The 24,498-nt window shown below is 46.0% G+C and carries 24 protein-coding genes and 2 pseudogenes; 11 read left to right on the top strand and 15 right to left on the bottom strand.

The features are described 5' to 3' along the window. Positions 1-339: 339 nt before the first annotated feature. From F6K53_RS04525 to F6K53_RS04510, 4 genes are all read right to left on the bottom strand, one after another. Entirely contained in the window at positions 340-1,641 is a 1,302-nt protein-coding gene (locus F6K53_RS04525) for a glutamyl-tRNA reductase (protein ID WP_293039389.1), read from the bottom strand. Positions 1,642-2,104: 463 nt separating this feature from the next. Next, positions 2,105-3,142, bottom strand: coding sequence for a class II fructose-bisphosphatase (glpX, locus tag F6K53_RS04520; protein ID WP_293018135.1), 1,038 nt, complete (start codon positions 3,140-3,142; stop codon positions 2,105-2,107). Positions 3,143-3,210: 68 nt separating this feature from the next. Then, positions 3,211-3,363, bottom strand: coding sequence for a hypothetical protein (locus tag F6K53_RS04515; protein WP_293071668.1), 153 nt, complete (start codon positions 3,361-3,363; stop codon positions 3,211-3,213). Positions 3,364-3,491: 128 nt separating this feature from the next. Then, positions 3,492-3,704: a hypothetical protein gene (locus tag F6K53_RS04510; RefSeq protein ID WP_293071669.1), complete on the bottom strand. Its 213-nt coding sequence runs from the start codon at positions 3,702-3,704 to the stop codon at positions 3,492-3,494. Positions 3,705-3,889: 185 nt separating this feature from the next. On the opposite strand from F6K53_RS04510, the gene F6K53_RS04505 reads away from it, so the two are divergent. Together F6K53_RS04505 and grxC are read left to right on the top strand one after the other, a co-directional pair. Further along, a complete protein-coding gene (locus F6K53_RS04505) occupies positions 3,890-7,585 on the top strand; it encodes an NB-ARC domain-containing protein (protein WP_293071670.1) in 3,696 nt (1,231 codons plus the stop codon). Between the two features lie 232 nt (positions 7,586-7,817). Further along, entirely contained in the window at positions 7,818-8,132 is a 315-nt protein-coding gene (gene grxC / locus F6K53_RS04500; RefSeq protein ID WP_293067822.1) for a glutaredoxin 3, read from the top strand. Here grxC and F6K53_RS04495 read toward each other — a convergent pair. Next, positions 8,112-8,240 carry a hypothetical protein gene (locus tag F6K53_RS04495; protein ID WP_293071671.1) on the bottom strand — a complete coding sequence of 43 codons (129 nt, stop codon included), beginning with the start codon at positions 8,238-8,240 and terminating at the stop codon, positions 8,112-8,114. The two genes, grxC and F6K53_RS04495, sit on opposite strands and share 21 nt — an antisense overlap. Before the next feature lie 192 nt (positions 8,241-8,432). Between F6K53_RS04495 and F6K53_RS04490 the strand changes: the two genes are divergently transcribed. Then, complete coding sequence (locus F6K53_RS04490) at positions 8,433-8,732, top strand: hypothetical protein (RefSeq protein WP_293071672.1); 300 nt, start codon at positions 8,433-8,435, stop codon at positions 8,730-8,732. Between the two features lie 250 nt (positions 8,733-8,982). On the opposite strand, the gene F6K53_RS04485 is transcribed toward F6K53_RS04490, so the two are convergent. Continuing rightward, entirely contained in the window at positions 8,983-9,120 is a 138-nt protein-coding gene (locus F6K53_RS04485; protein WP_293079970.1) for a hypothetical protein, read from the bottom strand. A 70-nt stretch (positions 9,121-9,190) separates the two neighbouring features. On the opposite strand from F6K53_RS04485, the gene tadA reads away from it, so the two are divergent. Next, positions 9,191-9,682: a tRNA adenosine(34) deaminase TadA gene (gene tadA, locus F6K53_RS04480; protein WP_293071674.1), complete on the top strand. Its 492-nt coding sequence runs from the start codon at positions 9,191-9,193 to the stop codon at positions 9,680-9,682. Positions 9,683-9,842: 160 nt separating this feature from the next. Here the strand turns inward: tadA and F6K53_RS04475 are convergent, their stop codons facing one another. Then, the gene (locus tag F6K53_RS04475) at positions 9,843-9,986 is read right to left on the bottom strand and encodes a hypothetical protein (protein ID WP_293037058.1); all 144 of its coding nucleotides are present in this window, start codon (positions 9,984-9,986) and stop codon (positions 9,843-9,845) included. 266 nt (positions 9,987-10,252) lie between these two features. Here F6K53_RS04475 and F6K53_RS04470 point away from each other — a divergent pair, with 266 nt between their 5' ends. Then, entirely contained in the window at positions 10,253-11,002 is a 750-nt protein-coding gene (locus F6K53_RS04470) for a 1-acyl-sn-glycerol-3-phosphate acyltransferase (RefSeq protein ID WP_293079967.1), read from the top strand. A 108-nt stretch (positions 11,003-11,110) separates the two neighbouring features. Here F6K53_RS04470 and psbC read toward each other — a convergent pair whose 3' ends face one another. Together psbC and psbD are read right to left on the bottom strand one after the other, a co-directional pair. Next, on the bottom strand, positions 11,111-12,472 hold the full coding sequence (psbC, locus tag F6K53_RS04465; RefSeq protein WP_293079996.1) for a photosystem II reaction center protein CP43: 1,362 nt from the start codon (positions 12,470-12,472) through the stop codon (positions 11,111-11,113). Positions 12,473-12,482: 10 nt separating this feature from the next. Next, positions 12,483-13,541: a photosystem II D2 protein (photosystem q(a) protein) gene (psbD, locus tag F6K53_RS04460; RefSeq protein WP_008183309.1), complete on the bottom strand. Its 1,059-nt coding sequence runs from the start codon at positions 13,539-13,541 to the stop codon at positions 12,483-12,485. A gap of 487 nt (positions 13,542-14,028) precedes the next feature. Here psbD and F6K53_RS04455 point away from each other — a divergent pair, with 487 nt between their 5' ends. The 6 genes from F6K53_RS04455 to F6K53_RS04430 all read left to right on the top strand — a co-directional run bounded on the left by F6K53_RS04455 (position 14,029) and on the right by F6K53_RS04430 (position 19,377). Continuing rightward, positions 14,029-14,595, top strand: coding sequence for a photosystem I assembly protein Ycf4 (locus F6K53_RS04455; protein WP_293018122.1), 567 nt, complete (start codon positions 14,029-14,031; stop codon positions 14,593-14,595). A 34-nt stretch (positions 14,596-14,629) separates the two neighbouring features. Continuing rightward, positions 14,630-15,379 (top strand): peptidylprolyl isomerase, encoded by a 750-nt coding sequence (locus tag F6K53_RS04450; protein WP_293071677.1) that lies wholly within the window; start codon positions 14,630-14,632, stop codon positions 15,377-15,379. A 30-nt stretch (positions 15,380-15,409) separates the two neighbouring features. Beyond that, positions 15,410-16,606: a beta-ketoacyl-ACP synthase gene (locus tag F6K53_RS04445; protein WP_293072255.1), complete on the top strand. Its 1,197-nt coding sequence runs from the start codon at positions 15,410-15,412 to the stop codon at positions 16,604-16,606. Between the two features lie 129 nt (positions 16,607-16,735). Continuing rightward, positions 16,736-18,226: an amidophosphoribosyltransferase gene (gene purF / locus F6K53_RS04440; protein ID WP_293072254.1), complete on the top strand. Its 1,491-nt coding sequence runs from the start codon at positions 16,736-16,738 to the stop codon at positions 18,224-18,226. A 266-nt stretch (positions 18,227-18,492) separates the two neighbouring features. After that, positions 18,493-18,705, top strand: a complete 213-nt coding sequence (locus F6K53_RS04435; protein WP_075897373.1) for a DUF2839 domain-containing protein — start codon at positions 18,493-18,495, stop codon at positions 18,703-18,705. Positions 18,706-19,029: 324 nt separating this feature from the next. Next, positions 19,030-19,377: a DUF1815 family protein gene (locus F6K53_RS04430; protein WP_293018116.1), complete on the top strand. Its 348-nt coding sequence runs from the start codon at positions 19,030-19,032 to the stop codon at positions 19,375-19,377. Positions 19,378-19,575: 198 nt separating this feature from the next. Here the strand turns inward: F6K53_RS04430 and F6K53_RS04425 are convergent, their stop codons facing one another. From F6K53_RS04425 to F6K53_RS04400, 6 genes and pseudogenes are all read right to left on the bottom strand, one after another. Continuing rightward, positions 19,576-19,809, bottom strand: a complete 234-nt coding sequence (locus F6K53_RS04425; protein ID WP_293072253.1) for a hypothetical protein — start codon at positions 19,807-19,809, stop codon at positions 19,576-19,578. A 35-nt stretch (positions 19,810-19,844) separates the two neighbouring features. Further along, positions 19,845-20,462, bottom strand: a pseudogene (locus F6K53_RS04420) (FAD-binding domain-containing protein); the annotation flags it as partial. Positions 20,463-20,471: 9 nt separating this feature from the next. After that, on the bottom strand, positions 20,472-21,698 hold the full coding sequence (locus tag F6K53_RS04415) for a transposase (protein ID WP_293072252.1): 1,227 nt from the start codon (positions 21,696-21,698) through the stop codon (positions 20,472-20,474). A 216-nt stretch (positions 21,699-21,914) separates the two neighbouring features. After that, the gene (locus F6K53_RS04410; protein WP_364305147.1) at positions 21,915-22,607 is read right to left on the bottom strand and encodes a deoxyribodipyrimidine photo-lyase; all 693 of its coding nucleotides are present in this window, start codon (positions 22,605-22,607) and stop codon (positions 21,915-21,917) included. A 2-nt stretch (positions 22,608-22,609) separates the two neighbouring features. Continuing rightward, entirely contained in the window at positions 22,610-23,881 is a 1,272-nt protein-coding gene (locus F6K53_RS04405) for a nucleotide sugar dehydrogenase (protein WP_293079964.1), read from the bottom strand. A gap of 126 nt (positions 23,882-24,007) precedes the next feature. Further along, positions 24,008-24,364 (bottom strand): annotated as a pseudogene (locus F6K53_RS04400) (GDP-mannose 4,6-dehydratase); the annotation flags it as partial. Between the last annotated feature and the right edge of the window lie 134 nt (positions 24,365-24,498).

Genomic DNA, 24,498 nt, shown 5'->3' with positions numbered 1-24,498 from the left:
TGATTTGAACCAAACTGTTTTTGCCCACCCTACAAGTTTCAAAAACATACCCATGCCAGTAGGGTGGGCAAAGTGCTGTGATCTATAATACTGATTTGAACCAAACTGTTTTTGCCCACCCTACAAGCTTCAAAAACATACTACAAGTTTCAAAAACATACCCATGCCAGTAGGGTGGGCAAAGTGCTGTGATCTATAATACTGATTTGAACCAAACTGTTTTTGCCCACCCTACAAGTTTCAAAAACATACCCATGCCAGTAGGGTGGGCAAAGTGCTGTGATCTATAATACTGATTTGAACCAAACTGTTTTTGCCCACCCTACAAGCTACAAGCTGCTAAATTGCTTGCTTGCCAGTATCCAAATTAAACAGCATTTGTAACGATTCCATCGCCAGGCGTCGGGTTTCAATATCTTGCTGTGCTCGTAATTGCACCATCGGGTCATGAAGGATTTTGTTAACAATCCCTCTGGTTAAGGCTTCGATCACTTCTTGATGTTTTTCGGCAAATTCTGACCCAAGACGGGATAGAGCTTTCTCTAGCTCTTGCTCACGGATGGTTTCGACCTTGCTGCGCAAGCTACTAATGGTAGAAACGGTTTCTAGGGAACGCCACCAGATGTCAAAGGCTTCCACTTCTTCGTATAAGAGTTCTTCTGCTTCCATGGCCATCTTACGACGGCTTTCCTGATTCTGTGCTACCACTGCTTTTAAGTCATCCACGTTGAAGGAGTGGACAGTCTCTAGCTCATCAACATCCGCTGCCACATTACGAGGCACAGAAATATCAATTAGCATTAATGATTGGCTAGTCTGCAACACTCCTTCTAAATTCGACCGAGTCAGCAGTGGTTCGGTGGCACCGGTGCTAGTAAATACGATATCTGACTGAGCAACCACTGTCATCATATCTGACAACGAATCCAGTTTTAGATCCGCTTTGGGAAACGCTTTTGCTAACTCTTCAGCCCGTTTGGTGGAACGATTCAGAATTGAGATATCTACGGCACCTTTGGCCAGCAGATGTTTCACCAGCAAGCGCGACATCTTGCCAGCACCGATAATTGCTATTTTATAGGGGGTCAAAGAGGTGCCATAAAGGGTCTCTACCTTCTGCTGAGCTAACTCTACCGCTGCTGAGCTAATGGAGACCGCCCCTGTTCCAATACTGGTTTCCGTGCGAACTCGCTTACCGGCTGTAATTGCTTGTTTAAACAATCGATTCAGTAGACGTCCGATTCCCTTGTGTTGCTGACCAAGTTTGTGGGTGGTTTTGACCTGAGCTAGAATTTGCCCTTCTCCTAACACTAGGCTATCTAGACCTCCAGCAACCCGCATTAAGTGCATGACTGCATCTTGATACAACAGAATAAATAGGTGGGGGCGCAACTTGGCTAGAGGAATGCCAGCTTTTTCTGTCAGAAACTGGCACAATTCTCGAATTCCTGCATCAGTTTCGGTGGTGACTATATAAACTTCCAACCGATTACAAGTACTCAGTATCGCTACCTCTTCTATATGAGGATAGCTACATAAGTGGGGCATCACAGTCTCTAACTGGGCTTCTGGAATGCTCAGTTTTTCTCTGACTTCAACCGGTGCTGTCTTGTGGCTCAGACCTACTACGGCAATGTTCATGGTTTTGATGGGAATGTTTTGATAGGAGTAGGGAATAGGGAATAGGGAATAGGGAACAGGGAAAAAATATTGTGTACTTTATTAGTTTGAAAACCGTTATATTAGTAATTCTTTATCGGTTTCGCGGTACAAATGTTGGCGTTGCTGAATTAAGGAATGAATGCGCAATCATCTGGTGCATGTTAAAGCCCCCTAAATCCCCCAACTTTGGGGGACTTTGAAGGTCTTATTCCCCCCAAAATTGGGGGGCTAGGGGGGCGAAACCATACCCATAATCAGCAACGCCCAAATGTTTCCTACAACGAAATTGAAGGAAGGGTTAAACTAATTTGTTCAACCTTCCTTCACGCTTCAACTGGTCTTGTGGCTACGCGCTACAGGGGTAAGGATTCAGCTGACGGCTGACGGCTGATAGCTGATAGCTGATAGCTTACCTACAAGGTTACAACCCTCTTCCTAAGAGTTAGCTCAATTGGATATACTTGGGCTGTTCAAACATATGGACGGTGTCCACAAATCGAGCGGTCTTGGACTGACTGGAAATAACTAGGCTTTGAGTCCGTGCTCCACCTTGGAAGAACCGAACCCCTTCCATCAGGGTTCCTGGGGTGATACCACAAGCAGCAAACAGTACGGTCTCACCAGAGGCTAGTTCCTGAGCATTGTAAACCTTATCGGGATCGGTAATGCCCATTTCGTTGAGCCGGGCAATGTTGCTTTCCTTGCTCTCCCCAATCAAACCAGTTTTCACGATGGCAGGATCGTAGATCAGCTGACCTTGGAAGTGTCCCCCTAAGGCACGCATTGCTGCTGCTGAGATTACCCCTTCCGGTGCAGCACCGATTCCCATCAAGGCATGGATATTGGTACCAGAAAAGGCACAGGAGATGGCGGCGGAAACGTCACCGTCACTAATCAGTCGCACCCGAGCACCAGCTCCCCGGATTTCCTGGATCAAGTCCTTGTGACGGGAACGGTCCATCACAACCACCACTAGTTCTTCAATGGAGCGCTCTAGACAATCGGAGAGGATTTGCAGATTTTCCGTTGCGGACTTGTTGATATCCACATGATTCAATGCTTGGGGTGGTGCTGCCAGCTTCTTCATGTAAAAGTCAGGAGCAGCAAATAGACCACCTTTCTCGGAAATAGCTAGCACTGCCATTGAACCGTTTTGGCCATAGGCAACTAGGTTGGTGCCTTCGCAGGGGTCAACCGCAATATCAATTTCGATCAGCTCACTTGGGTTACAGAAGTCGGCAGCATTCTCTTGGGTGCAAATCCCAACTTCTTCACCAATGTAGAGCATGGGAGCATCATCCCGCTCCCCTTCTCCAATTACAATCCGACCCCGCATATAGATCTTGTTCATCCGCTCCCGCATGGCTTCTACAGCCACTTGGTCAGCAGTGTTTTTTTCCCCTTTACCCATCCATTTGGCGGATGCGATCGCAGCTTTTTCTACGACTTCTATAATTTCTAAACCTAGTGTATTTTCCAAAGCGCCCGTTCTCCCAAAAGCTAGATGAGCTTATTTTCTTAATTATTTGTTTACAGTTCTTAAGTCTATCAGAGGGTGGTATTTCGTAGAAGGGAACGGGGAATCGGGAATCGGGAATCGGGAATCGGGAATCGGGAATCGGGAATCGGGATCGGGAATCGGGAATCGGGAATCGGGAATCGGGAACAGTGACTGAAACCCTTTTCCCTCCTTAGTTTCAAATTCCCCCCTTATTAAGGGGGGTTAGGGGGGATCACCCACACTGCCTATTTCTTGTTTGCCCCCTAAATCCCCCAATTCTGGGGGACTTTGATATCATTACTACCCAAAATTTTGGGGTTAGGGGGGATCACCCATCCTGCTTCTTAAACCAAGGACCCACCACCTGGATCAATCTAGTCAATGCTCCCACTAACACTGCGATCGCTAAAATCATTTCTGCTGGACTGTCCCCATCCTTGAGCCAGAGTGCAGGATTTTCCATTAGGGGCTGTGGTTCTTCGACTAATGCTATGGTGTCAACTCCTTGATTATCAACGACTTGCTCTTTGAGGTCATTCATGGTATTGCTTCGATTACCTAACTGAATCCATAGTGACCTGGGGGTAGTGTCTACAAGCAACAGCTAGTTGAGGGTAGCTACAACCACCGTGTATCAAGGCTAAACTAGTTGAGGGTAGCTTCTTCAATTGTGGGAAAACCTACCCTAACCCTCAAGTTTTTTTTCCTTGCCCATCCCCCAATAGCATGCCCAGACGTACTTTAGGTCCTAAAGTTAAAGCCAGAGCACTGCGTCTATTTGAAGCATTAGTCTCTTTTGCCCAAGACATAGCTAATCAGGGGAATCCCGATATTAAATTCCGTTGGATAGAGAAAACCTCAACTCCTCCAGAACTAGTAATTGAAACTCAGACCAGATATTTAATCCAACTCACCAAGAACGATAACTATCCAGGTAGTCTCAGCAAGCGTCAAGTGGTAGAAGCGTTGCAGCGGATGGAAGACTTCTTAGGAATTTTAGAAGACAACCGTGTCAAGAAAAAAGGAACAGAAGAAAGGCATTTTACCCTGACACTCTACGCTCCAGACCTAGCCACAAACCTAGAAATATTTAAGCAAGAGTGGAACAATAAACGACCAGAGAAATCCAAACAGCAAGAACAAGCAACTGCTACTACTCCCAAAAGGTGCCAATCCCTTCGCCGTAAGCCAGGGGTTCCTTTTCAAGCCCCACCCTTACCACCTTACTTTATCCAGCGCCCAGAGGTAAGCCAATCCCTGAAGCAATCCTTACTGTCAGAGCAGACAGCTAAGACCGGAACTCTGGTGGTTAGCGCCATTTATGGGTTAGGGGGTATTGGTAAATCTACCTTGGCTGCTGCTATTGCCCATGATCCAGAGGTACAGACTCATTTTGGCGATGGTATTCTCTGGGCAACCTTGGGTCAGCAGCCAGATTTGCTGTCTTTCCTCAGTAGTTGGATCCAAGCACTGGGCGACCATGACTATAAACCCACTAATACTAATGCTGCTTCTAGACATTTACAAACCTTGCTGTTTGAAAAGGCTACGCTGCTAGTGGTAGATGACGCTTGGAACCCAGACCATGTGCAACCGTTTCGGATTGGTGGTGCTAAGTGCCGGGTGTTAGTGACAACTCGTGAAGCTCAAATTGTGGGAGTGACTCGCTATGATTTAGATGTGATGAGTCCCTCACAAGCCTTAGCGTTACTGGAAGACTATGGGGGTTCTAAACTTACGGGGTCAGACCGCAAACAAGCCCAAGCCCTAGCCACAACTGTGGGCTACTTACCCCTAGCCCTGGAGTTAGCGGCAGCACAAATAGCAGATGGTATTTCCTGGCAGGAGTTACTGACTGACCTACAAACGGAAATTGCCCGGTTGGAAACCTTAGATTTACCAGGTGCCCAAGAGGTTGAGGAAAAGCGACGCAAGCACTATAGCCTAGTGGCATCCTTTAATCTCAGTTTACGACGACTACCATCGGAAAAATTTCAGCAATTTGCCTGGTTGGGTGTGTTGCCAGAAGATGTCTCGATTACTCCGGCTTTAGGGACAACCTTGTGGGATGTAAGTCCACGAGAAGCAAGAAGAACCTTACAGTATTTTAAATCTAAGGCTCTACTGCTCTCTGGTAAATCCACTAATGGCAGTCCCACCTATCAGCTCCATGACTTAGTTCATGACATGGCCCGTCGGTTACTAACTGCTGAAGCAGCTACAGGGGGAGAGGGAAGCTTACCGGGTTTGGGATTAACCTGGCCCCAAGCCCATGGTCAACTCCTAGAGCGCTATCGCCAAAAAACCCAAAACGGGTTATGGCACACCCTACCGGATGATGGCTATAGTCACAGTTATCTGACCTGGCATTTAGAAAAAGCCGGTTGGGTAGAGGAAGTACACCAGCTGCTGCAGGAGGAAACAGAAGCTGGACGCAATGGTTGGTATGAAACCTGTGAACGTCTGGATAAACTGGGGGGCTTTGTTAAGGATGTGGCCAAGGCTTGGCAGTTAGCAGAAGAGGCTTTTTCCTCTTCACCAACTCGTTCTATTAGTTTGCAGTGCCGTTATGCCTTGATGGTGTCTTCTGTGAGTAGTTTGCTAGGGCATATACCAGGAGAGTTGATGGCAGCCCTGGTAGAGAAAAAGATCTGGACTCCAGTTCAAGCTTTGGCTTACCTTCAACACATACAAAATCCTCATAATCGAGCAGAAGCACTAAAAGAGCTAGCCCCAAAGTTACCGGAAACATTACTCTCAGAAGCCCTCAAAATCGCACGGGCAATTACCGATAAGTCAAGTAAAGCCAGAGCTCTAAGTGGACTAGCACCATATTTGCCGGAAATTTTACCAGAAGCCCTAGAAGTAGCACGAGCCATTACCAATGATAGAGACCGAGCCTATGCCCTGATTCGACTAGCACCACAATTGCCGGAAATCTTATCAGAAGCCCTAGAAGCCGCACGAGCCATTACCAATGATAGAGACCGAGCCGATGCCCTGATTCGACTAGCACCACAGTTGCCCGAAATTTTACCAGAAGCCCTAGAAGCCGCACGAGCCATTACCAATGATAGAGACCGAGCCTATGCCCTGAGTGAACTAGCACCACAGTTGCCGGAAATCTTACCAGAAGCCCTAGACGCGGCACGGACCATTACCAATGATAGAGACCGAGGCTATGCCCTAAGTGAACTAGCACCACAATTGCCGGAAATTTTACCAGAAGCTCTGGAAGCGGCACGGGCACTTACCAATCAGTCAGACCGAGCCAGAGCCTTGAGTAGATTAGCACGGCATTTGCCAGAAATTTTACCAGAAGTGATAAAGGCAGCACAAGCTACCGATGAGTCGAGCCGAGCCGAGGCCTTGAGTGAACTAGCACCACATTTTCCGGAAATCTTACCAGAAGCTCTAAAAGCGACACGAGCCATTACCAGTCAGTTCAGCCGAGGCCATGGCCTGAGTAAACTAGCACCACAGTTGCCGGAAATGTTGCTCCCACAAGCCCTAGAAGCGGCACAGGCCATTACCGATAACAAAGAGCGAGCTATATTACTGAGTAAACTAGCACCACAGTTGGGGGAAACACTACTCTCACAAGCCCTAGAAGTGGCACGGGCTATTACCGATAACACAGATCGAGCCAATGCCTTGAATGAAATAGGAGCACAGTTGTCGGAAATTTTACCAGAAGCCCTAGACGCAGCACGAGCCATTATCAATGATAGAGACCGAGCCTATGCCCTGAGTGAACTAGCGCCAAAATTACCGGAAATTTTACCAGAAGCCCTAGAAGAGGCACGAGCCATTACCGATGAGTCGAGCCGAGCCCATGCCCTGATTAGGCTAGCACCACAGTTGCCTCAAATCTTATCAGAAGCCCTAGATGCCGCGCGGGCTATTACTGATGAGTTTTCTCTAGCCACAGCCCTGATTAGGCTAGCACAACATTTCCCGGAAATTATACCAGAAGCCCTAGATGCAGCACGAGCCATTACCGATGAGTTTTGGCGAGCCGATGCCCTGAGTGAACTAGCACGACATTTCCCGGAAATCCTACCAGAAACCCTAGATGCAGCACGAGCACTTACCGATGAGTTTTGGCGAGCCAATGCCGTGAGTATATTAGCACGACATTTCTCGGAAATCCTACCAGAAGCCCTAGAAACGGCACGGGCAATTCAGTCTGAGTATCACCGAGCCATAGCCTTCAGTATACTCATCGAAAATCCTAACTTTTCCCTCCAAGAGGACGTTTCCCTTTGGCAAGAGTTTCTTCACACCTTGGCTTGTCGCGATCGCGAGTTCTTCTTAAGAGAGTTGGTTGATCTAAGTTCAACTATTATCTCTTTGGGAGGCAAGGAAGCTCTGGCTGCAATTGTTGAATCGATACAAGATGTCAGTCGGTGGTGGCCATAGAGTGGAATGAAAAAGCGTTACAAACAAGTATTTTAGCAATTATTATTATAGGGTTTTTGTAAACAGGATTACAACCATGGCTAGATAGTATTTTAAAACAAATAATCAAACTAAATACTGATTTATAATAACACAAAAAGTTATCTTATTTCTTTCCTTTTTCTTAATTTAAACTATCCTGTAAGTATGGTATATCTTGAACTAGGATTAAACAACATAGGATTACCCAACAATGCTGGATTTTCTCAATCCCATCCTAGGACGCAACCCAGAACATATGAAAGCCAACGTGGAAATTTACACCTGGCAAGCCTGCCCCTTCTGTATCCGAGCGAAGCTATTGCTATGGTGGAAAGGGGTTGACTACACCGAGTATAAAATCGATGGGGACGACAATGCCAGAAACCAGATGGCGGAACGAGCCAACGGAGGCCGAACGGTACCCCAAATTTTTATCAATAACCAACACATTGGCGGTTGCGATGAGTTGTATGATTTAGACGGTAAGGGACAATTGGAGTCTTTGCTAACTCAGGCAGCAAGCTAATGGGAATCGGGAATCGGGAATCGGGAATCGGGAATCGGGAAGAGAGGGCGTTGCTGATTCTGGGTATGATTTTGCCCCCCTAGGGAGTGTTTTCAAAGTTTTCCGCAAGATTATGATCCCCCCCAGCCCCCCTTAAAAAAGGGGGGAGCCATACTCAAAGTCCCCCTTTTTTAAGGGGGATTTAGGGGGATCTCCGATGTTTCCTGTTCCCTACCTTTACAGTTAACTTTTCAACTTAGTCCAAGATCGGAATAGAAGAGTTAAGGTTGAACGGTTAAGCTTTCAGGGTGGATAAAAATAGTGAAACGTTTAGTTATTAGTACTTTAGTATTCCTGATCATGCTGGGAGTGGTAGCATTTCCTGCTGCTGCTACGGTCAAGCGCTATCAAATTAGTCAATCTCCTAATGTTGATCTGTCTTTAGATGGTCCGGCCTTTGACTTGGGTGGTGGTGGTCCTGATGTGGATGAAGCGATCCAGTGGATGATTAACGAAGTTAGGGATTGCAGTAAATGCGATCGCACTGTTGATGTGGTTATAATCCGGTCTTTTGGTGGCGATGGCTACAATGAACCGATCTATAACATGAACGGGGAATAATTAGTTTTGGGGAATCGGGAATCGGGAATCGGGAATCGGGAGTAGGGAACAGGGAACAGGGAACAGGGAATAGGCAACAGGGAATAGTAGGAAAGATATTCGAGTAGTTTTTGGTGTTATGATTAAGTAGTATTAGTTTTCGTGATATATCTAGTTTACTAATCAAAAAATACACCATAAAATGGTTACAATAAATCCAATATTTATGGATTTCAATTAATAATTGAAATTTTAAAATAGTAATAAACAATTAACCCTTAATCCTGATCTCCCCATCTCCCCATCTCCCCATCTCCCCATCTCCCCATCTCCCCATCTCCCCATCTCCCCATCTCCCCATCTCCCCATCTCCCCATCTCCCCATCTCCCTATCTCCCCATCTCCCCATCTCCCCATCTCCCCATCTCCCTCTCTTTCCCTGCTCCCTGCTCCCTACTCCCTACTCCCTACTCCCTAGAATGGAAGTACCTAACCCGATTGATCCCACCTATCTCATCCATCGCAAATGGATGAGTGTTGCCATAGAGATTGCCCAGAAAGCTGGTGAAGCGGGTGAGGTACCAGTGGGTGCCGTGATTGTAGACAGTGAAGGTAACTTAATTGCTACAGGAGAGAATCGTCGAGAGCGGGACAAAGACCCCACTGCTCATGCCGAAATCCTGGCACTCCGTGCTGCTGGTCAACAGCTGCAAAGCTGGCATCTTAATACCTGCACTCTCTACGTTACCTTGGAACCTTGTCCCATGTGTGCCGGAGCGATTATCTTAGCACGACTCGGTCTTCTGGTTTATGGTGTGGACGATCCTAAAACTGGCAGCATTCGCACCGTTGCTAATCTTCCTGATAGTGCTTGTTCTAATCACCGGTTGCCAGTAATAGCGGGAATTATGGAATCCGTTTGTCGGGAACAGTTACAATCTTGGTTTACCGAGCGACGCAAAAGACAATAGCAATTCGACCTTGGGTGAGTTGCTGACACCCTTGGGGTTTTAGGGAGTAGGGAGTAGGGAGTAGGGAACAGGGAAGAAAGAACAGGGAAGTCGAACCTGGGCAAAAATTCTTTGTATAGCAGTCGCCAGGGCAGGCGCGGACATGACAAAAGTCTCAAACCTAAGTAAGCGCAAGAGTTTGACTTCTGACTTCTGACTTCTGACTTCTGACTTCTGCTATACCTCCGCAGTCTTCATGGAGTTGCTGATCTGACTCCCGATCTCCCGATCTACCGATCTCCCAATCTACCAACACTTCCAACACTTCCCTCTCTTTCCCTACTCCCTACTCCCTGCTCCCTGCTCCCTTACCCCTAAAACTGATTAACTTTAGCAAGTTAACTTCAGCCACACCATTAATAGCCTTCCTATAGATAGCCAACAGACAAGGGCATGACACCACAAGAAGTGTCCTGTGAGTGTCAAATATTGAGTTCGAAACCACATACAGTAGAAGTGAAGGTTAAGGATTTAGTAAAAACCCTTGATCATTCATAGTTTAGCTCTACTTGCAGTAAGTAGGATTGACCAATGACAACAACGCTAAAAAGCACTTCTGATTATGGTAACGATCACGGTAACCCCATAAAAGCCATGTCTGTAGATTCTGGTATTTGCCACGGGTTAATTAACATTATCTATCCCTTAGCACGGCGTGTTGTCATTCCGTTTCATTTTGGTCAACTTACCGTAACAGGGCAAGAGAACGTTCCTAAGACAGGTCCTATTATTTTAGCTCCCACCCATCGCTCTCGTTGGGATGCGTTAATGGTTCCTTACGCCGTTGGTAAACCCGTAACCGGACGTGACTTGCGGTATATGGTCTCAGCCAATGAAATCTATGGCCTACAGGGTTGGTTTATCCGTCGCCTAGGAGGGTTCCCCGTAAATACTGGACGTGGAGGAATTAGCAGTATCCGCCACACTGTGGAACTCCTGAGTAATGGCGAAGCACTGGTAATGTTTCCTGAAGGCAATATCTTCCGTAATGGTGAAGTAAACCCCTTAAAACCTGGTATGGCTCGTATTGCCTTGCAGGTAGAATCATCTCACCCTGGTATTGGTCTCAATATTGTACCGATTTCTCTTAATTATAGCCAGCCTATCCCTACATGGGGTTGTGATGTCACAGTTACTGTTGGATCTCCGATTAGTGTAGCAGATTATAGTACCAAGTCAGTTAAAAAAGGAGCTGCACAGCTTACCCATGACCTGCATACATCAATGACCAACTTAGACAGAAGTTCCGGACAAGACTGTTCCAAAAAAAAGCTCCTGTAGAGTACAGGAGCTGTAAAAATCACTTAGCTATTAGTTAGCCATTAATTAGCCATTAATTAGCCTTTCTTAGTCTGATTTAGTATTGAGTTATTCACTCAATCCAATCACCTAGTCAAGGTCAGGCATACTAAGTACTGCTTCAGTTTCACGCTCAATACCTTTCTCGAATCCAGCAGCGGCAGCCCGTGCACGACCAGCGTGCCAGAGGTGACCAACTAGGAAGAAGAAAGCCATCACAAAGTGGAAACTAGCCAACCAAGCACGAGGGTTGACATAGTTGAAGGAATTTGCCTCAGTAATAATACCACCTACAGAGTTGATGGAACCGTTAGGAGCATGGGTCATGTACTCAGCAGCACGACGTAGCTGCCAAGGCTGAATGTCATTTCTGAGCTTGTTAACATCCAGACCATTGGGACCCCGTAGAGGCTCCAACCACGGACCTTGGAAATCCCAGAAGCGCATGGTTTCACCACCGAAGATGATTTCACCAGTAGGAGAGCGCATCAGGTATTTACCCAGACCAGTAGGCCCTTGGGAAGACGCAATGTTAGCACCTAGGCGTTGGTCACGGGCTAAGAATACGAAAGACTGAGCTTGAGACGCTTCAGCATTGGTAGGACCATAGAACTCGCTAGGATAAGCGGTGTTGTTGAACCACACGTAGCAAGAGCAAATGAAGCCCATCATGGACAAGGCACCTAAGCTGTAGGAGAGGTAAGCTTCTCCAGACCAGACAAAGGCACGACGAGCCCAGCCGAAGGGTTTAGTCAGAATGTGGAATACACCACCAAAGATGCAGATCAGACCAATCCAGATATGACCGCCGATGATGTCTTCCATGTTGTTGACACCAATAATCCAACCTTCACCACCGAAGGGAGCATCGACTAAGTAGCCGAAGATCACACCAGGGTTCAGGGTTGGGTTAGTGATCAAACGAACAGCACCACCACCCGGTGCCCAAGAGTCATAAACACCGCCGACGAACATAGCCTTGATCACCAGCAAGAAGGCACCCAATCCTAAGATGATCAGGTGGAACCCGATGATACTAGTCATCTTGTTCTTATCCTTCCAGTCGTAACCAAAGAAGTTAGAATAACTTTCTAAGGCTTCAGGACCACGAACGGCGTGATAAATACCGCCAAAGCCCAATACGGCAGAAGAAATCAGGTGTAGGACACCAATAACAAAGTAGGGGAAAGTGTCAACAATTTCGCCACCAGGACCAACACCCCAACCTAAAGTAGCCATGTGAGGGATTAGAATCAATCCCTGCTCGAACACAGGCTTTTCGGGAATGTAGTGAGCAACCTCAAATAGGGTCATTGCGCCAGCCCAGAAAACGATCAGGCCAGCATGGGAAACATGAGCTCCCAGCAACTTACCGGAGAGGTTGATCAGACGGGCATTACCAGACCACCAGGCGAAACCGGAAGATTCTTGGTCGCGATTGCCCGCAACCATACCAATATTATTAGAGAGCGTTACCACGCGGTAGTACCTCCTCAGGGAACTCAAAGTTTTGGTGAGGTTGGTCTGCTGGAGCCATCCAAGCCCGCAGACCCTCATTTAGCAAAATGTTCTTGGTATAGAACGTTTCAAATTCTGGATCTTCTGCTGCCCGGATTTCCTGGGACACGAAGTCATAGGCTCGCAGGTTCAATGCTAAACCTACAATTCCTACTGCACTCATCCACAAGCCTGTTACTGGCACAAACAACATGAAGAAGTGTAACCAGCGCTTGTTGGAGAAAGCAATTCCGAAGATTTGAGACCAGAAGCGGTTAGCGGTGACCATTGAGTAGGTCTCTTCCGCTTGGGTGGGGTTGAACGCCCGGAAGGTATTGGCTTTGTCACCATCCTGGAACAGAGTATTTTCTACCGTTGCCCCATGAATGGCACACAGCAGAGCACCACCGAGTACCCCGGCTACCCCCATCATGTGGAAGGGATTCAGTGTCCAGTTGTGGAAGCCTTGCAGGAACAGGATGAAACGGAAGATACCTGCTACTCCGAAGCTAGGAGCAAAGAACCAGCTCGACTGTCCCAATGGGTACATCAGGAACACGCTGACAAATACTGCAATCGGCGCACTGAATGCGATCGCGTTGTAGGGTCTGATGCCTACTAGACGCGCAATTTCAAATTGCCGCAGCATGAACCCAATCAGACCAAATGCTCCGTGGAATGCCACGAAGCTCCACAACCCTCCTAGTTGGAACCAGCGAGTCAAATCTCCTTGAGCTTCTGGTCCCCACAACAGCAGCAGGGAGTGTCCCAGACTGTTAGGAGGAGAGGATACTGCTACGGTCAGGAAGTTACAACCTTCTAGGTAAGAAGAGGCTAAGCCGTGGGTGTACCAAGAGGTTACAAAGGTGGTGCCAGTCAGCCAGCCCCCTAAAGCCATGTAGGCACAGGGGAACAACAGAATGCCGGACCAGCCGACGAATACAAAGCGATCGCGCTTGAGCCAGTCATCGAGGATATCAAACCATCCTCTGGTGCTGGGGGCGCGTCCTACTGCTACTGTCATAGATTCAAATCCTCATACATATAACGATTTGCAAGGATTCAAAATTGGGACGTTTTTACGTCTTTTTAGCGACACTCCCACCCTTCTAGAGGTGGATTTCCCTTAGAGTTCAGTGAGGCAAGAGTCACTGAACTCTTACAGGATTGTCTTTTAACGGGATGCCACAGGCTATCAGGTTAGGCTGTGGTGACTTAATGTTTCTTAAACTATCACACAGTTTAACGCTTGACTTGATTCTCCCATAAGGAGACTGGGGTTACAAACGTTACATACAATAATAATAAATACCAAAAATTTTACAAAATTACACATACTCCTCAGATTTTTTTTAGATTTGGTGTCAAAAGTTACATAATTTCCCTGTCTTGGTCAAAAATGTGATACAAGTTCTAGATGAGCTCCCTGGAGTATCCATAAATCAACTGATATACTCTCGGACTCAGCACTATTGTCAAGTCAGATTTCTTAGAGGCAACCACATCTTCTCATGGCAGCATCGACCAACCAACTGGAAAACCTGGTACTTCGACAATCGGTTCTTGGCTCTCGCCGTTTGAGCAACTATTTAGTGGCAGGAGCTGTATCTATAGGAGGTATAGGATTTTTCCTGGCAGGGCTTTCGAGTTATCTCAACATGGATCTACTCCCGATTGGAGATGCAACCAACCTAATTTTTATCCCTCAGGGGGTAGCAATGGGGTTCTATGGTGTTGCTGCACTGTTGCTATCTCTCTACCTATGGCTAACCATTTATTGGGATATCGGCGGAGGCTACAATGAATTTAACCAAGAAACAGGTATGGTGAGAGTAGTGCGGTCTGGCTTTCCCGGTAAAAACCGTGAAGTCGAATTCAGTTGCCGTACAGAAGATGTCCAGTCGATTCGAGTAGACATCAAAGAAGGTCTAAATCCACGCCGAGTCCTCTACGTGCGCACTAAGGATCGCCGGGAAGTTCCTCTAACTCGTGTCGGTCAACCCATCTCCCTTTTGGAATTAGAGAATCAGGGAGCAGAGCTGGCTCGTTTCTTAGGAGTTCCCCTGGAAGGTTTGTAAATTGCCAATAAAAAAAGATATAGTTATAGTAAGCATGATTAAGAATATCCGGCGCTGGCTATCTGTGATGTTAGTAGTGTTAGCTCTGGTAATAGCAGGATGCAGTGGCTCAACGTCGAACTCAACGGAATCATCAACTCCCGAAAACAACCCTACTCCTTCTGAGACCAGCAGCAATCCCCAATTCAGCAATTTACCGCGACTAGACAAAGAAGCTACTGTTGAGCTGAGGGTAAAAGGCTCCCCGATTACTATTGAAGTTGATGGCACCAATGCCCCGATTACAGCTGGCAACTTTGTGGATCTGGTTCAAAAGGGTGTTTATGACGGACTAGTGTTTCACCGAGTGGTAAGGGAACCTCAACCATTTGTTGTCCAAGGTGGTGATCCCCAAGGGAAAAACCCAAAATTCCCAGTAGAGCGTCTGGGCACAGGGGGGTTCATCGATCCACAAACGAAGGAAACTCGCTACATTCCATTAGAAATTAAGCCGAAGGGGGCAGAGCAACCCATATACAGCAAAACCTTTAAGGCAGCCGGAATTCCTGGTGATCCTGAGTTGACTCATACTCCTGGTGCTGTGGCCATGGCTCGTTCCCAAATGCCAGACTCAGCCTCTTCACAGTTTTACTTTGCCCTAGCAGAGCTGCCTTTCTTGGATGGGGACTATGCTGTATTTGGCAAAGTCACTAAAGGTATGGATGTGGTAAACAAAATTCAGCAAGGCGATCGCATTGAATCAGTCAAGGTCACTAAAGGCATCGAAAACCTGAAGAAACCTTAAGATAACGATTAACGATCTTTAAACGAATTCGTGGAGGTATGCGTTACTGGGATTGGATTAGTATCTGCTTTAGGTCGCCTCAAACCCAGTTGGCAGCATTTGCTAAACAGTGAGTCAGCTATTAGCTGGTATCGACCCTTTGCCAATTTATCACCTCTACCGTTGGCTATGATTGGTCAGACACCAGCTTCTATTGAACAGCTGACCTACCAGGTTGTAGCAGATGCTATTGAAGATGCTAACTTAACCATCCCTCTAAAGGATTGTGGTGTGGTGATTGGTTCCAGTCGTAGCTGTCAGGCAGCTTGGGAGCAACTAGCCCAGGAGCAGATGACTAGTCATGGGAAACTCGACACCGAACCAGAGTATCCCCGCTTCGATAGCTTAAATGAAATCTTAACTCTAGAGCATTGGTTAGACACTCTACCCCATCAACCAGCTATTGCTGCTGCCCATTACATTGGTTCCTTTGGGCCAGTCCTAGCACCAATGGCAGCTTGTGCAACAGGAATTTGGGCGATCGCTCAAGGATTTGAATTGATTCAAACCGGTCAATGCCAACGAGTCATTGCTGGTGCTGTAGAAGCACCAATTACTCCCCTAACCCTAGCCGGATTTACTAAAATGGGGGCTCTAGCAAAAACTGGTGCTTACCCCTTTGACAAGCAACGTCAAGGCTTGGTGTTGGCAGAGGGAGGTTCTGTATTGGTATTGGAGTCAGAGGATTTGGCTGATCGTCGAGCAGCGCCTATCTATGGAAAATTACTGGGGTTTGGCTTGACCTCGGACGCTTATCATGTCAGTACACCTAACCCAGATCGACAGAGTGCGATCGCAGCTATCAAACAATGTCTAGACCGCAGCCACCTATTTCCTACAGATATTGATTATATCCATACCCACGGTACCGGAACCAAACTTAATGACCAGAATGAAGCGCAGCTGATTCAGCAGCTATTTCCCCAAGGGGTGGCAATCAGTTCTACCAAAGGAGCCACTGGTCACACTCTTGGTGCTTCTGGAGCCATTGGTACTGCTTTGTGTCTAATGGCTTTAAAACACCAAGTCCTACCCCCTTGTATTGGGTTGAGGGAACCGGAATGGGATTTGGATTTCGTAACTATAGCGCGTCAGTGCCAAGTCAGGCAGGCGCTATGTTTTAGCTTTGGTTTCGGGGGGCAAAATGCAGTAACCGCCATAGGAATATCCAGCAATTGCCGACATTGAAGCACAATAATATCCTATAGGTGATATCGTTAAGGAAACATTAAGTTTAATTAAATATACAGAACCAATCCTCAGAGGATTTAGGTTCCACCGACTTCATGCCGCAATTAGGAGCAAGCCATAATAGTTATGAAGCCCAACCAATCCCTTTCCTCTGACCAATATTGTGATCAGTCCAAGGATGACTATCCCCAGCACTTGGACAAGCCAGAGGAAGCTTGCGGAGTCTTTGGTATCTATGCACCAGAGCAAGATGTCGCTAAGCTGACTTACTTTGGTCTATTTGCCCTACAGCACCGAGGTCAGGAATCATCAGGGATTGTTACCTTTGATGACAAGCAGCTGCATGTCTACAAGGATATGGGGCTAGTCTCCCAGGTCTTTAATGAAGAAATTTTGGCTCAGCTACCTGGTCAGATAGCAGTTGGTCATAACCGTTACTCTACCACTGGCTCTAGCCACATCGCCAATGCTCAACCAGCCGTAGTGGAAACTCCCTTAGGACCCTTGGCTTTGGCTCATAACGGTAACTTGGTCAACACTATGCAATTACGTGATGATTTACTAAAGCATAACTCGAACTTGATGACCACTACGGATTCAGAACTAATCGCCCTAGCGATCGCGACAGAGGTTAACCATGGCAAAGGGTGGTTGGAAGCAGCAGTGAGTGCCTTTCAATCTTGCCAAGGAGCGTTTAGTTTAGTGATTGGCACACCCGCTGGAATAATGGGTGTTCGTGACCCCAATGGCATTCGCCCTCTAGTGATTGGCACCTTAGGTGAGAATTCTGGGGGCTATGTCCTAGCATCAGAAACCTGTGGTTTAGACATTATCGGTGCTGAGTATCTGCGGGATGTGGAACCGGGAGAATTAGTGTGGATTAATGACGAAGGCATTGCTTCCTTCCACTGGAGTCAAAAGCCAGAGCGCAAAGTTTGCATCTTTGAGATGATTTACTTTGCTCGCCCTGATAGCGTAATGGATGATGAAACTGTGTTTAGCTATCGGTTACGCCTAGGGCGTCAGCTGGCAAGAGAGTCAACACCAGATGCGGACATGGTGATTGCTGTACCCGATTCCGGTGTCCCTGCAGCTATCGGCTTTTCCCGAGAGTCCGGTATTCCTTACGGAGAGGGACTGATTAAAAATCGCTATGTGGGTCGTACCTTTATCCAACCCACTCAGAGTATGCGAGAAACTGGCATCCGCATGAAACTTAATCCCCTCAAAGATGTCTTAGTTGGTAAACGACTGGTACTAGTAGATGACTCCATTGTTCGAGGAAACACCAGCAGCAAACTTATCAAAGCTTTGCGTAATGCAGGTGTGGCTGAGATACATATGCGAGTCTCCTCGCCCCCAGTCACTCATCCTTGCTTCTTTGGAATAGACACGGATAACCAACAGCAACTGATTGCCGCCACCAAGTCAGTGGCAGAAATAGCCAATTATATTGGTGTGGATTCCCTCGCTTATCTGAGTTGGGAGGGCATGATGCTAGCCACAAGGAAAGACTCCAAGAGTTTCTGCTCTGCGTGTTTCACAGGTCATTACCCTGTTCCCCTTTCAGAAGAACTCAAGCGTTCTAAATTGATGCTGGAAGAGGTACAGGTTTGAAGGTAATTTGAAGGTAAAAGGTAAAAGGTGGCACCACACTGATAAAACGGTGAAGAAATTATCCTAATCCCTTTGCCTTTTACCTGCCCCCCGATCTTCGGGGGGATAAGGGCAGCCGTGATGATACTGTTGGCGACTTAGTAAATTTATTGAGGTTGCCAATGCTGATCATCCCCTAAAGTTAAGAAATTATACACCATCTCTGCTCACGCCCACCATTGTTCAATGCATAGGTTATGATTATCACTGAGTGATTAAAAACGATTATGGGTGAAGCAAAACGCCGTAAAGCAGCACTGGGAGAAGACTACGGGAAAGAAGCCAACATATTTCCATGGCTCCCGATAACTAAAAGTCAGGGTGAGCAGTTTGTTAAATGGACCACTAGGGGAGCTTGGGCTGGTATTGTGTTTATGATTGTCTTCTGGCTAACGGTTAGATTTATAGGACCTGGATTTGGTTGGTGGCAAGTAAATTAACATCTAAGGCTCGCTAATCAAACGTAACTATCGGTTGCACTTCAACCGGTAGTTAGGTTAGTTAAAGAATTTCGATAAACATATAGAAACTACTAATGTATATCCCTTGACTCATGAAAATTGTGACAAGGGAGCCAATTTGCCTTGACCGACAGGTTTATTTTGGGATAGAACAAGGCAAGAGATTAAGGAAAAGATTTACAAGAGTCTATTTTTTAGAAAAAATCCCCCAATTTTATCCTGATTTATCTTGAAAGATGAAGATTAAATTTTTAAGAAAGAATATAAGCTCTAAAATCTAGGAGTGGTGTTTGGAGAACAGACGTGTTTATACGACTTGCAGAGGAGCACCGTCAATTTGTCAGAGATTTAGTAATGAATCTCCAGGCGTTGGCAATTGTACTAGAAAACCAAGGCTATTTAGCGTCCTGCTACACCTGTGGTGGTCAGATGAATAGCGCATCGTTTATGGTTAGCTTGGGGGACAATCACCTGATTCGATTTTTGGTTTCAGATTACGGGATCACTTGGACTGAAATGCGCGATGACCGAGAACTGATGAAGTTGGAAGGTGCTGAAGCCATTGGTCAACTACAAGATCTCGCCAATCTGGTTAAATACCGAATTCGTCCTTCAGAATCTCACCCTGCCCTTAAGTTACCACTGCCGTGACCTGAGAACTGAGTACGGGAAAAAAGGAATCCAACCAGGATTGCTAAACACAGATAGATGGCACAGTTTTATCAAAAGGGAGAGTTTGAGAGGGAAAAGAATACCCCAAACTAATACTATGGGGTATTCTTTTCCCTTTCAAATAGTGTTAAGATAAAAGAGAAAGGTCTTAAAAAACTGGGAATTGACCTTACTCAGCTACCCCCGGTGCAGGGGAAAGTTACGCCCTAGGAGATAACAATCTATTTGGTTGTGCCTGGGAATCCCCATCCTCTTAGGTTGGGGAAGTTCAAGGATATAATCCTGTCTATCTGTGTTTTGATCAACATCAACAGGGAAAGGGAAAAATTGATGGCTGCCTAATTGATGGCTGACTAATTGAGTGTTGAAGGTTAACTGTTGACTGTCAACACTCAACTGGAAATACTTCATCGAAAAGAAAAGCCCATAGAATGCTGTACCAACGCCTAAGACCGACGGCTAAGAGCAGCATTGTAGACCTTCTCATTTTGTTGGACTGACTTCCACAAATCCACTACAGGCTGAGGATAGTCTACCCCTATTCTTAGCCCATAGCGCTTTTGCTCATCCGATGATAATGTCCAGGGTTGATGGACTTTCTTGGCAGGGACAGAAGTAAGTTCTGGTAGCCAATGTTTTACGTATTGTCCCTGGGGATCATAATCTTTGGATTGTTTCTGAATATTAAAATAGCGAAAACCCCGAGCATCATTGCCTACCCCAGCTGTGTAGTTCCAGTTGCCCCAATTGCTACACACATCATAATCAATCAACAGCGACTCAAACCACTCCGCTCCCATCTGCCAGTTTATCCCCAGATTCTTGGTCAGGAAACTGGCAACATTTTGTCTACCCCGATTGGACATAAAGCCTGTGGCTTTTAATTCCCGCATATTGGCATCCACTAGGGGAAAACCAGTCATTCCCTCAGTCCACAGGTCAAATCTCTTCCAGTCCACCTTCCATGGTATGCTTACTCCTTGTAATCCAGATTGGCGAAATACTCGATTACCATGCTTGGCACAGATAAATCGGAAATAGTCGCGCCACAGTAACTCAAAGAGTGACAGCTCCTACACTGACCTTTCAGGTTCAGTGTAGGCTTCCCAGCCAATCCGGGTATCCCTTAGGAGGCGCTGGGCTTTAAGAACGGACTGCCCTTCCGCTCTATTTTTTATGTTTATTGCTGCATTATGATCTCTGTCCAAACTACAACCGCAGTGAGGGCAATCGTGCCACCGGACATGCAGCTTTTTAGGAACTTTCTTTCCACAATTGGAGCAATTCTGTGAAGTATTATGGGCGCTTACTGGAACCGCCAACAAACCAGCATTTTCGGCTTTGTTTGTCAGAATTGTCAGAAAGCTTGACCACCCAGCATCTAACACAGATTTAGCTAATCGGGATTTAGCCAGTCCCTTTACGTTCAGTTTTTCGTGAGCTATTATATCATATTTTGACAGCAAATAATTAGCGGTCTTAAAGTGGAAGTCTTTCCGTTTGTCTGCTACTTTTTTATGCTGCCTGCCAAGCTGTTTAATCGCTTTGAGTCTATTTTTGCTTCCTTTTTTCCTCCGAGATACCCTTTTCTGTATAACCCTCAGTCTTTTTTGAGACTTTCGGTAATATTGTGGAATCCCAATAGTTTCTCCTTCGGAAGTAGTCAAGAACTCCTTAAGACCAACATCGATACCGACTATTGAATCAGGATTAATGTTAGGTTTAACTTCGGTAACAGTTTTATCCTCTAGAGACAAAACCAGATAATACCCGTCACACTTTATGGTAATTGAAGCTGTTTTTAGTTTAAATCCATCAGGAACAGGACGATGTAAAACAATTCTGACTTTTCCTATCTTAGGTAAGTCGATTAGGTCGCCCTCTAAGCATCCCTCTTTGATCTGGGGATAAGTAAAGGTGCGGTAGCGGTGTTGTTTTTTGAATCTGGGTCTACCGCTCCTGTTCCCATTTTTATCTCCTTTGACAAATCGGTCGAAAGCTAGTTTTACCCGTTTAACGACATCCTGAAGCACCTGTGAATGTATATCCTTGTACCAAGGATGAGTTTTTTTGAGGTTGGGTAAAGTTTTCTTTTGGCTATAGTAGTTCGGGTTATCTCTTAATTCGGGAAGATGGCAAACAAGGGGGCAAGCGTTAATGGAACAGCGATTATGATCGTACCAGCGAAACCGATCAGCTAACAGATAGTTATATTGAGCGCACAACATTGAAAGCCAGTGATCTATCTTGGCCTTTTGCTGTTTTGTAGGTTTTAGTCGGTACTGATAAGCTATTCTCATTTGACTTGCTATTTAGCTTTATCGACCTATAATAATATTAACATAAGTACGGCCAAATGGCAAGTGAAAATAAAAAATAAAAAATTGACAATTAGAGTTACTGAGTTTGAAAGAAGGCAATTGGAACAAGAAGCGAATAGACGTGGAATGACCCAGTCCGAGCTGATCAGAAGTTTAATAGCTCGCTTCCCAGATCCAATAGATCCTGTCCGCGATTCATCCCACACTCATGCTGCGCATGTTCGTTGTGGGGCTTCTCGCGGAGGAAGCTAACCAATAGGTGGAGTCGTTTTTAACCCGTTGTGTTTCGTACTCCTGAACCTGTTGATAGATATAACGAGGCGATAGACAACCCAAAGCTAGCCAGGGGGAGAATTTGGAGGAGTAATCTGCTCCCAACATGCCATTTCGGGTTTGTTTGTAACGCTTAAGACAGTCTTTTTCCCAGAAATAGTCATCTACTCTGGCTAGTCCAGCTGCTTCCCCACCTTTGAACTTTAACACTGCCCGTTGATCAGGGACTGGTGGCTCAAGTCCCAAGTCAGCTAACTGAGGCAGTTCACCAACATCTACTTTAGGTAAGGGTGGTAGAGTTTTGGGAGTGGGGAAGGTGGGATAAACTGTGGAAGATTTCTCCACCTGCTTGCGAAATTGGGTAAATACTTCGGGAATGTGGGGAATACCAAAGGGCAATTCATCGATGTGGAATAGGGTAGTGCCCCAAAACGACTTGACTTTTACGCCAATTTGAGCAAGCGCCTTTTTGAGTGCGGATTCGACGGCTAACTCTTCTGAGGTGACTTCCCGGTGATAGTAAACTGCTGAGATTCCTAGTTCTTTTGCTAAAGATGGGATAATCTGTTCGGGTAAACCCCGGCGCACCACTAAATTACTAGGTTCTGTTGACATAGCTAACGTAACCAGATGAGAGCAGAGGCGAACTCTGCAAAACCCAGATAACATTCGTCAGTTTTATCAAAACGGCTAAAAACACGGCGATAGTATTTTAGCTTGTTAANAGTTTGGGAAATAATTGGGTCATAGGCTTTGACCTTGGCTCCGAGTCGGTTTAGTTCTTCCACCAGATTTAGAGCAGGAGCATCCCGCATATCATCAGTATTGGGCTTAAAGGTCAAACCCAACAGGCCCACTGTTTTACCTTTGAGGATTTTCAGCTCTTTCTGGAGTTTTTCAACCGCAAGTAGACGTTGGCGTTTGTTGACACTGACAGTGGCTTTAAGCAAATCTGCTTCATAACCGTAATCTTCAGCGGTATGGAGTAGTGCTAAGACATCTTTGGGGAAGCAAGAACCACCCCAGCCAATTCCTGCTTGTAAAAACTTGTTGCCAATGCGGGAATCTAAACCAATTCCTTGAGCAACTTGGGTAACATCAGCACCGACGCGATCGCAAATATTGGCAATTTCATTAATAAAGCTAATTTTAGTAGCCAAAAAGGCATTAGCCGCATATTTAATCATTTCAGCTGAGCTGAGGTCTGTAGCTAGTACAGAAACTGGGGGAAGGGATTTGTCTTCGGCAAACTGACGTTCGACAATTGGTTGATACAGTTCCTTCATCATTGCGATCGCTTGTTCGCTATTGCCTCCTAGGACAATACGGTCTGGATTAAAGGTATCGTAAACTGCTGACCCTTCTCGGAGAAACTCTGGATTACTGACCACATCAAAATCCGCTGTAATGTCTTCTGCTGCTTCAGTTTCAGCTTGCCCTCCTGCAGTTACCAAAGATTTCTGGCGTTCAGCTACCCCATCTAGGACAATCATGCGTACCCAATCTCCAGAACCAATGGGTACCGTTGATTTGTTAACAATTACTTTGTAACCATCCTTGAGATGGGAGCCAATCCCTCTGGCAACCGCTTCCACATAACGAGTGTCACTTTCTCCGGTAGGTAGGGGGGGAGTTCCCACTGCAATGAATAAAATTTCCCCATGCTCTACCCCAGCCGCCAAATCTGTGGTAAACTCAATTCTACCTGCATTAGCTGACTCTTGCATTATTTCCGACAGTCCCGGTTCATAGATGGGAGACTGTCCAGATTTCATCAGCTTAACTTTTTCTTCGTTGTTGTCTACACAGATTACATTATGACCGATATGGGCTAAGCAAGCGCCAGTTACTAAGCCCACATATCCTGTACCAATCACACAAACGCGCATGGACCTATGCCTCAATTAATATAAACTTCAATGGTTAGTAAAGGTTAGGGAAGTCTCACGGTTGGAGCCAAAGATAGTATTGGCCCCCTGACCCGAGGTTGATTGATTTAATTAAATCTGATTGTTTTACTCTTGAGCAGTTAAACGCTTACGGAAATCGGATACTGTCAAATCTAACCCTTCTGACAAAGGAATAGTAGGTTCCCAACCTAGTAAAGTTTTAGCTTTACTAATGTCTGGTTGACGACGTCGGGGGTCATCCTGAGGTAGAGGCTTAAAGATAATTTCTGTATCAGGATTCACCATTTTCTGAATTGCCTGAGCGAGTTCTAATATAGTGTATTCTCCAGGATTTCCGAGATTAATCGGTCCGGTATGGTCATTATTCATAAGTCGCATTAGTCCTTCTACTAAGTCGGAGACATAGCAGAAACTGCGGGTCTGTGAACCATCACCATAAACGGTTAAGGGTTCCCCCTTCAGAGTCGGTTTAAAACCAATCTTAAAAAAGGGATGGTCGAAAATAGGAGAAAGACCAATGGCGATTGTTCAACATCGTTATCAATGGTTGTATGTCTATGGATTTGTCCAACCTAAGACTGGAAAAACTTTATGGT

The sequence above is a fragment of the Moorena sp. SIO4A1 genome (genome assembly GCF_010672065.1).
In the GTDB taxonomy this organism is placed as follows: Bacteria; Cyanobacteriota; Cyanobacteriia; order Cyanobacteriales; family Coleofasciculaceae; genus Moorena.
The sequence above is the reverse complement of the archived record's forward strand: the minus strand, read 5'-3'. Positions and strand labels throughout refer to the sequence as shown.

Excerpts from the sequence above, each read along its gene's own strand:
- F6K53_RS04525 (WP_293039389.1), bottom strand. The coding sequence starts at position 1,641 with ATGAACATTGCCGTAGTAGGTCTGAGCCACAAGACAGCACCGGTTGAA.
- F6K53_RS04510 (WP_293071669.1), bottom strand. The coding sequence starts at position 3,704 with ATGAATGACCTCAAAGAGCAAGTCGTTGATAATCAAGGAGTTGACACC.
- F6K53_RS04505 (WP_293071670.1), top strand. The coding sequence starts at position 3,890 with ATGCCCAGACGTACTTTAGGTCCTAAAGTTAAAGCCAGAGCACTGCGT.
- grxC (WP_293067822.1), top strand. The coding sequence starts at position 7,818 with ATGCTGGATTTTCTCAATCCCATCCTAGGACGCAACCCAGAACATATG.
- F6K53_RS04485 (WP_293079970.1), bottom strand. The coding sequence starts at position 9,120 with ATGGGGAGATGGGGAGATAGGGAGATGGGGAGATGGGGAGATGGGGAG.
- tadA (WP_293071674.1), top strand. The coding sequence starts at position 9,191 with ATGGAAGTACCTAACCCGATTGATCCCACCTATCTCATCCATCGCAAA.
- F6K53_RS04470 (WP_293079967.1), top strand. The coding sequence starts at position 10,253 with ATGACAACAACGCTAAAAAGCACTTCTGATTATGGTAACGATCACGGT.
- psbC (WP_293079996.1), bottom strand. The coding sequence starts at position 12,472 with ATGGTTGCGGGCAATCGCGACCAAGAATCTTCCGGTTTCGCCTGGTGG.
- psbD (WP_008183309.1), bottom strand. The coding sequence starts at position 13,541 with ATGACAGTAGCAGTAGGACGCGCCCCCAGCACCAGAGGATGGTTTGAT.
- F6K53_RS04455 (WP_293018122.1), top strand. The coding sequence starts at position 14,029 with ATGGCAGCATCGACCAACCAACTGGAAAACCTGGTACTTCGACAATCG.
- F6K53_RS04450 (WP_293071677.1), top strand. The coding sequence starts at position 14,630 with ATGATTAAGAATATCCGGCGCTGGCTATCTGTGATGTTAGTAGTGTTA.
- purF (WP_293072254.1), top strand. The coding sequence starts at position 16,736 with ATGAAGCCCAACCAATCCCTTTCCTCTGACCAATATTGTGATCAGTCC.
- F6K53_RS04435 (WP_075897373.1), top strand. The coding sequence starts at position 18,493 with ATGGGTGAAGCAAAACGCCGTAAAGCAGCACTGGGAGAAGACTACGGG.
- F6K53_RS04425 (WP_293072253.1), bottom strand. The coding sequence starts at position 19,809 with ATGAAGTATTTCCAGTTGAGTGTTGACAGTCAACAGTTAACCTTCAAC.
- F6K53_RS04415 (WP_293072252.1), bottom strand. The coding sequence starts at position 21,698 with ATGAGAATAGCTTATCAGTACCGACTAAAACCTACAAAACAGCAAAAG.
- F6K53_RS04410 (WP_364305147.1), bottom strand. The coding sequence starts at position 22,607 with ATGTCAACAGAACCTAGTAATTTAGTGGTGCGCCGGGGTTTACCCGAA.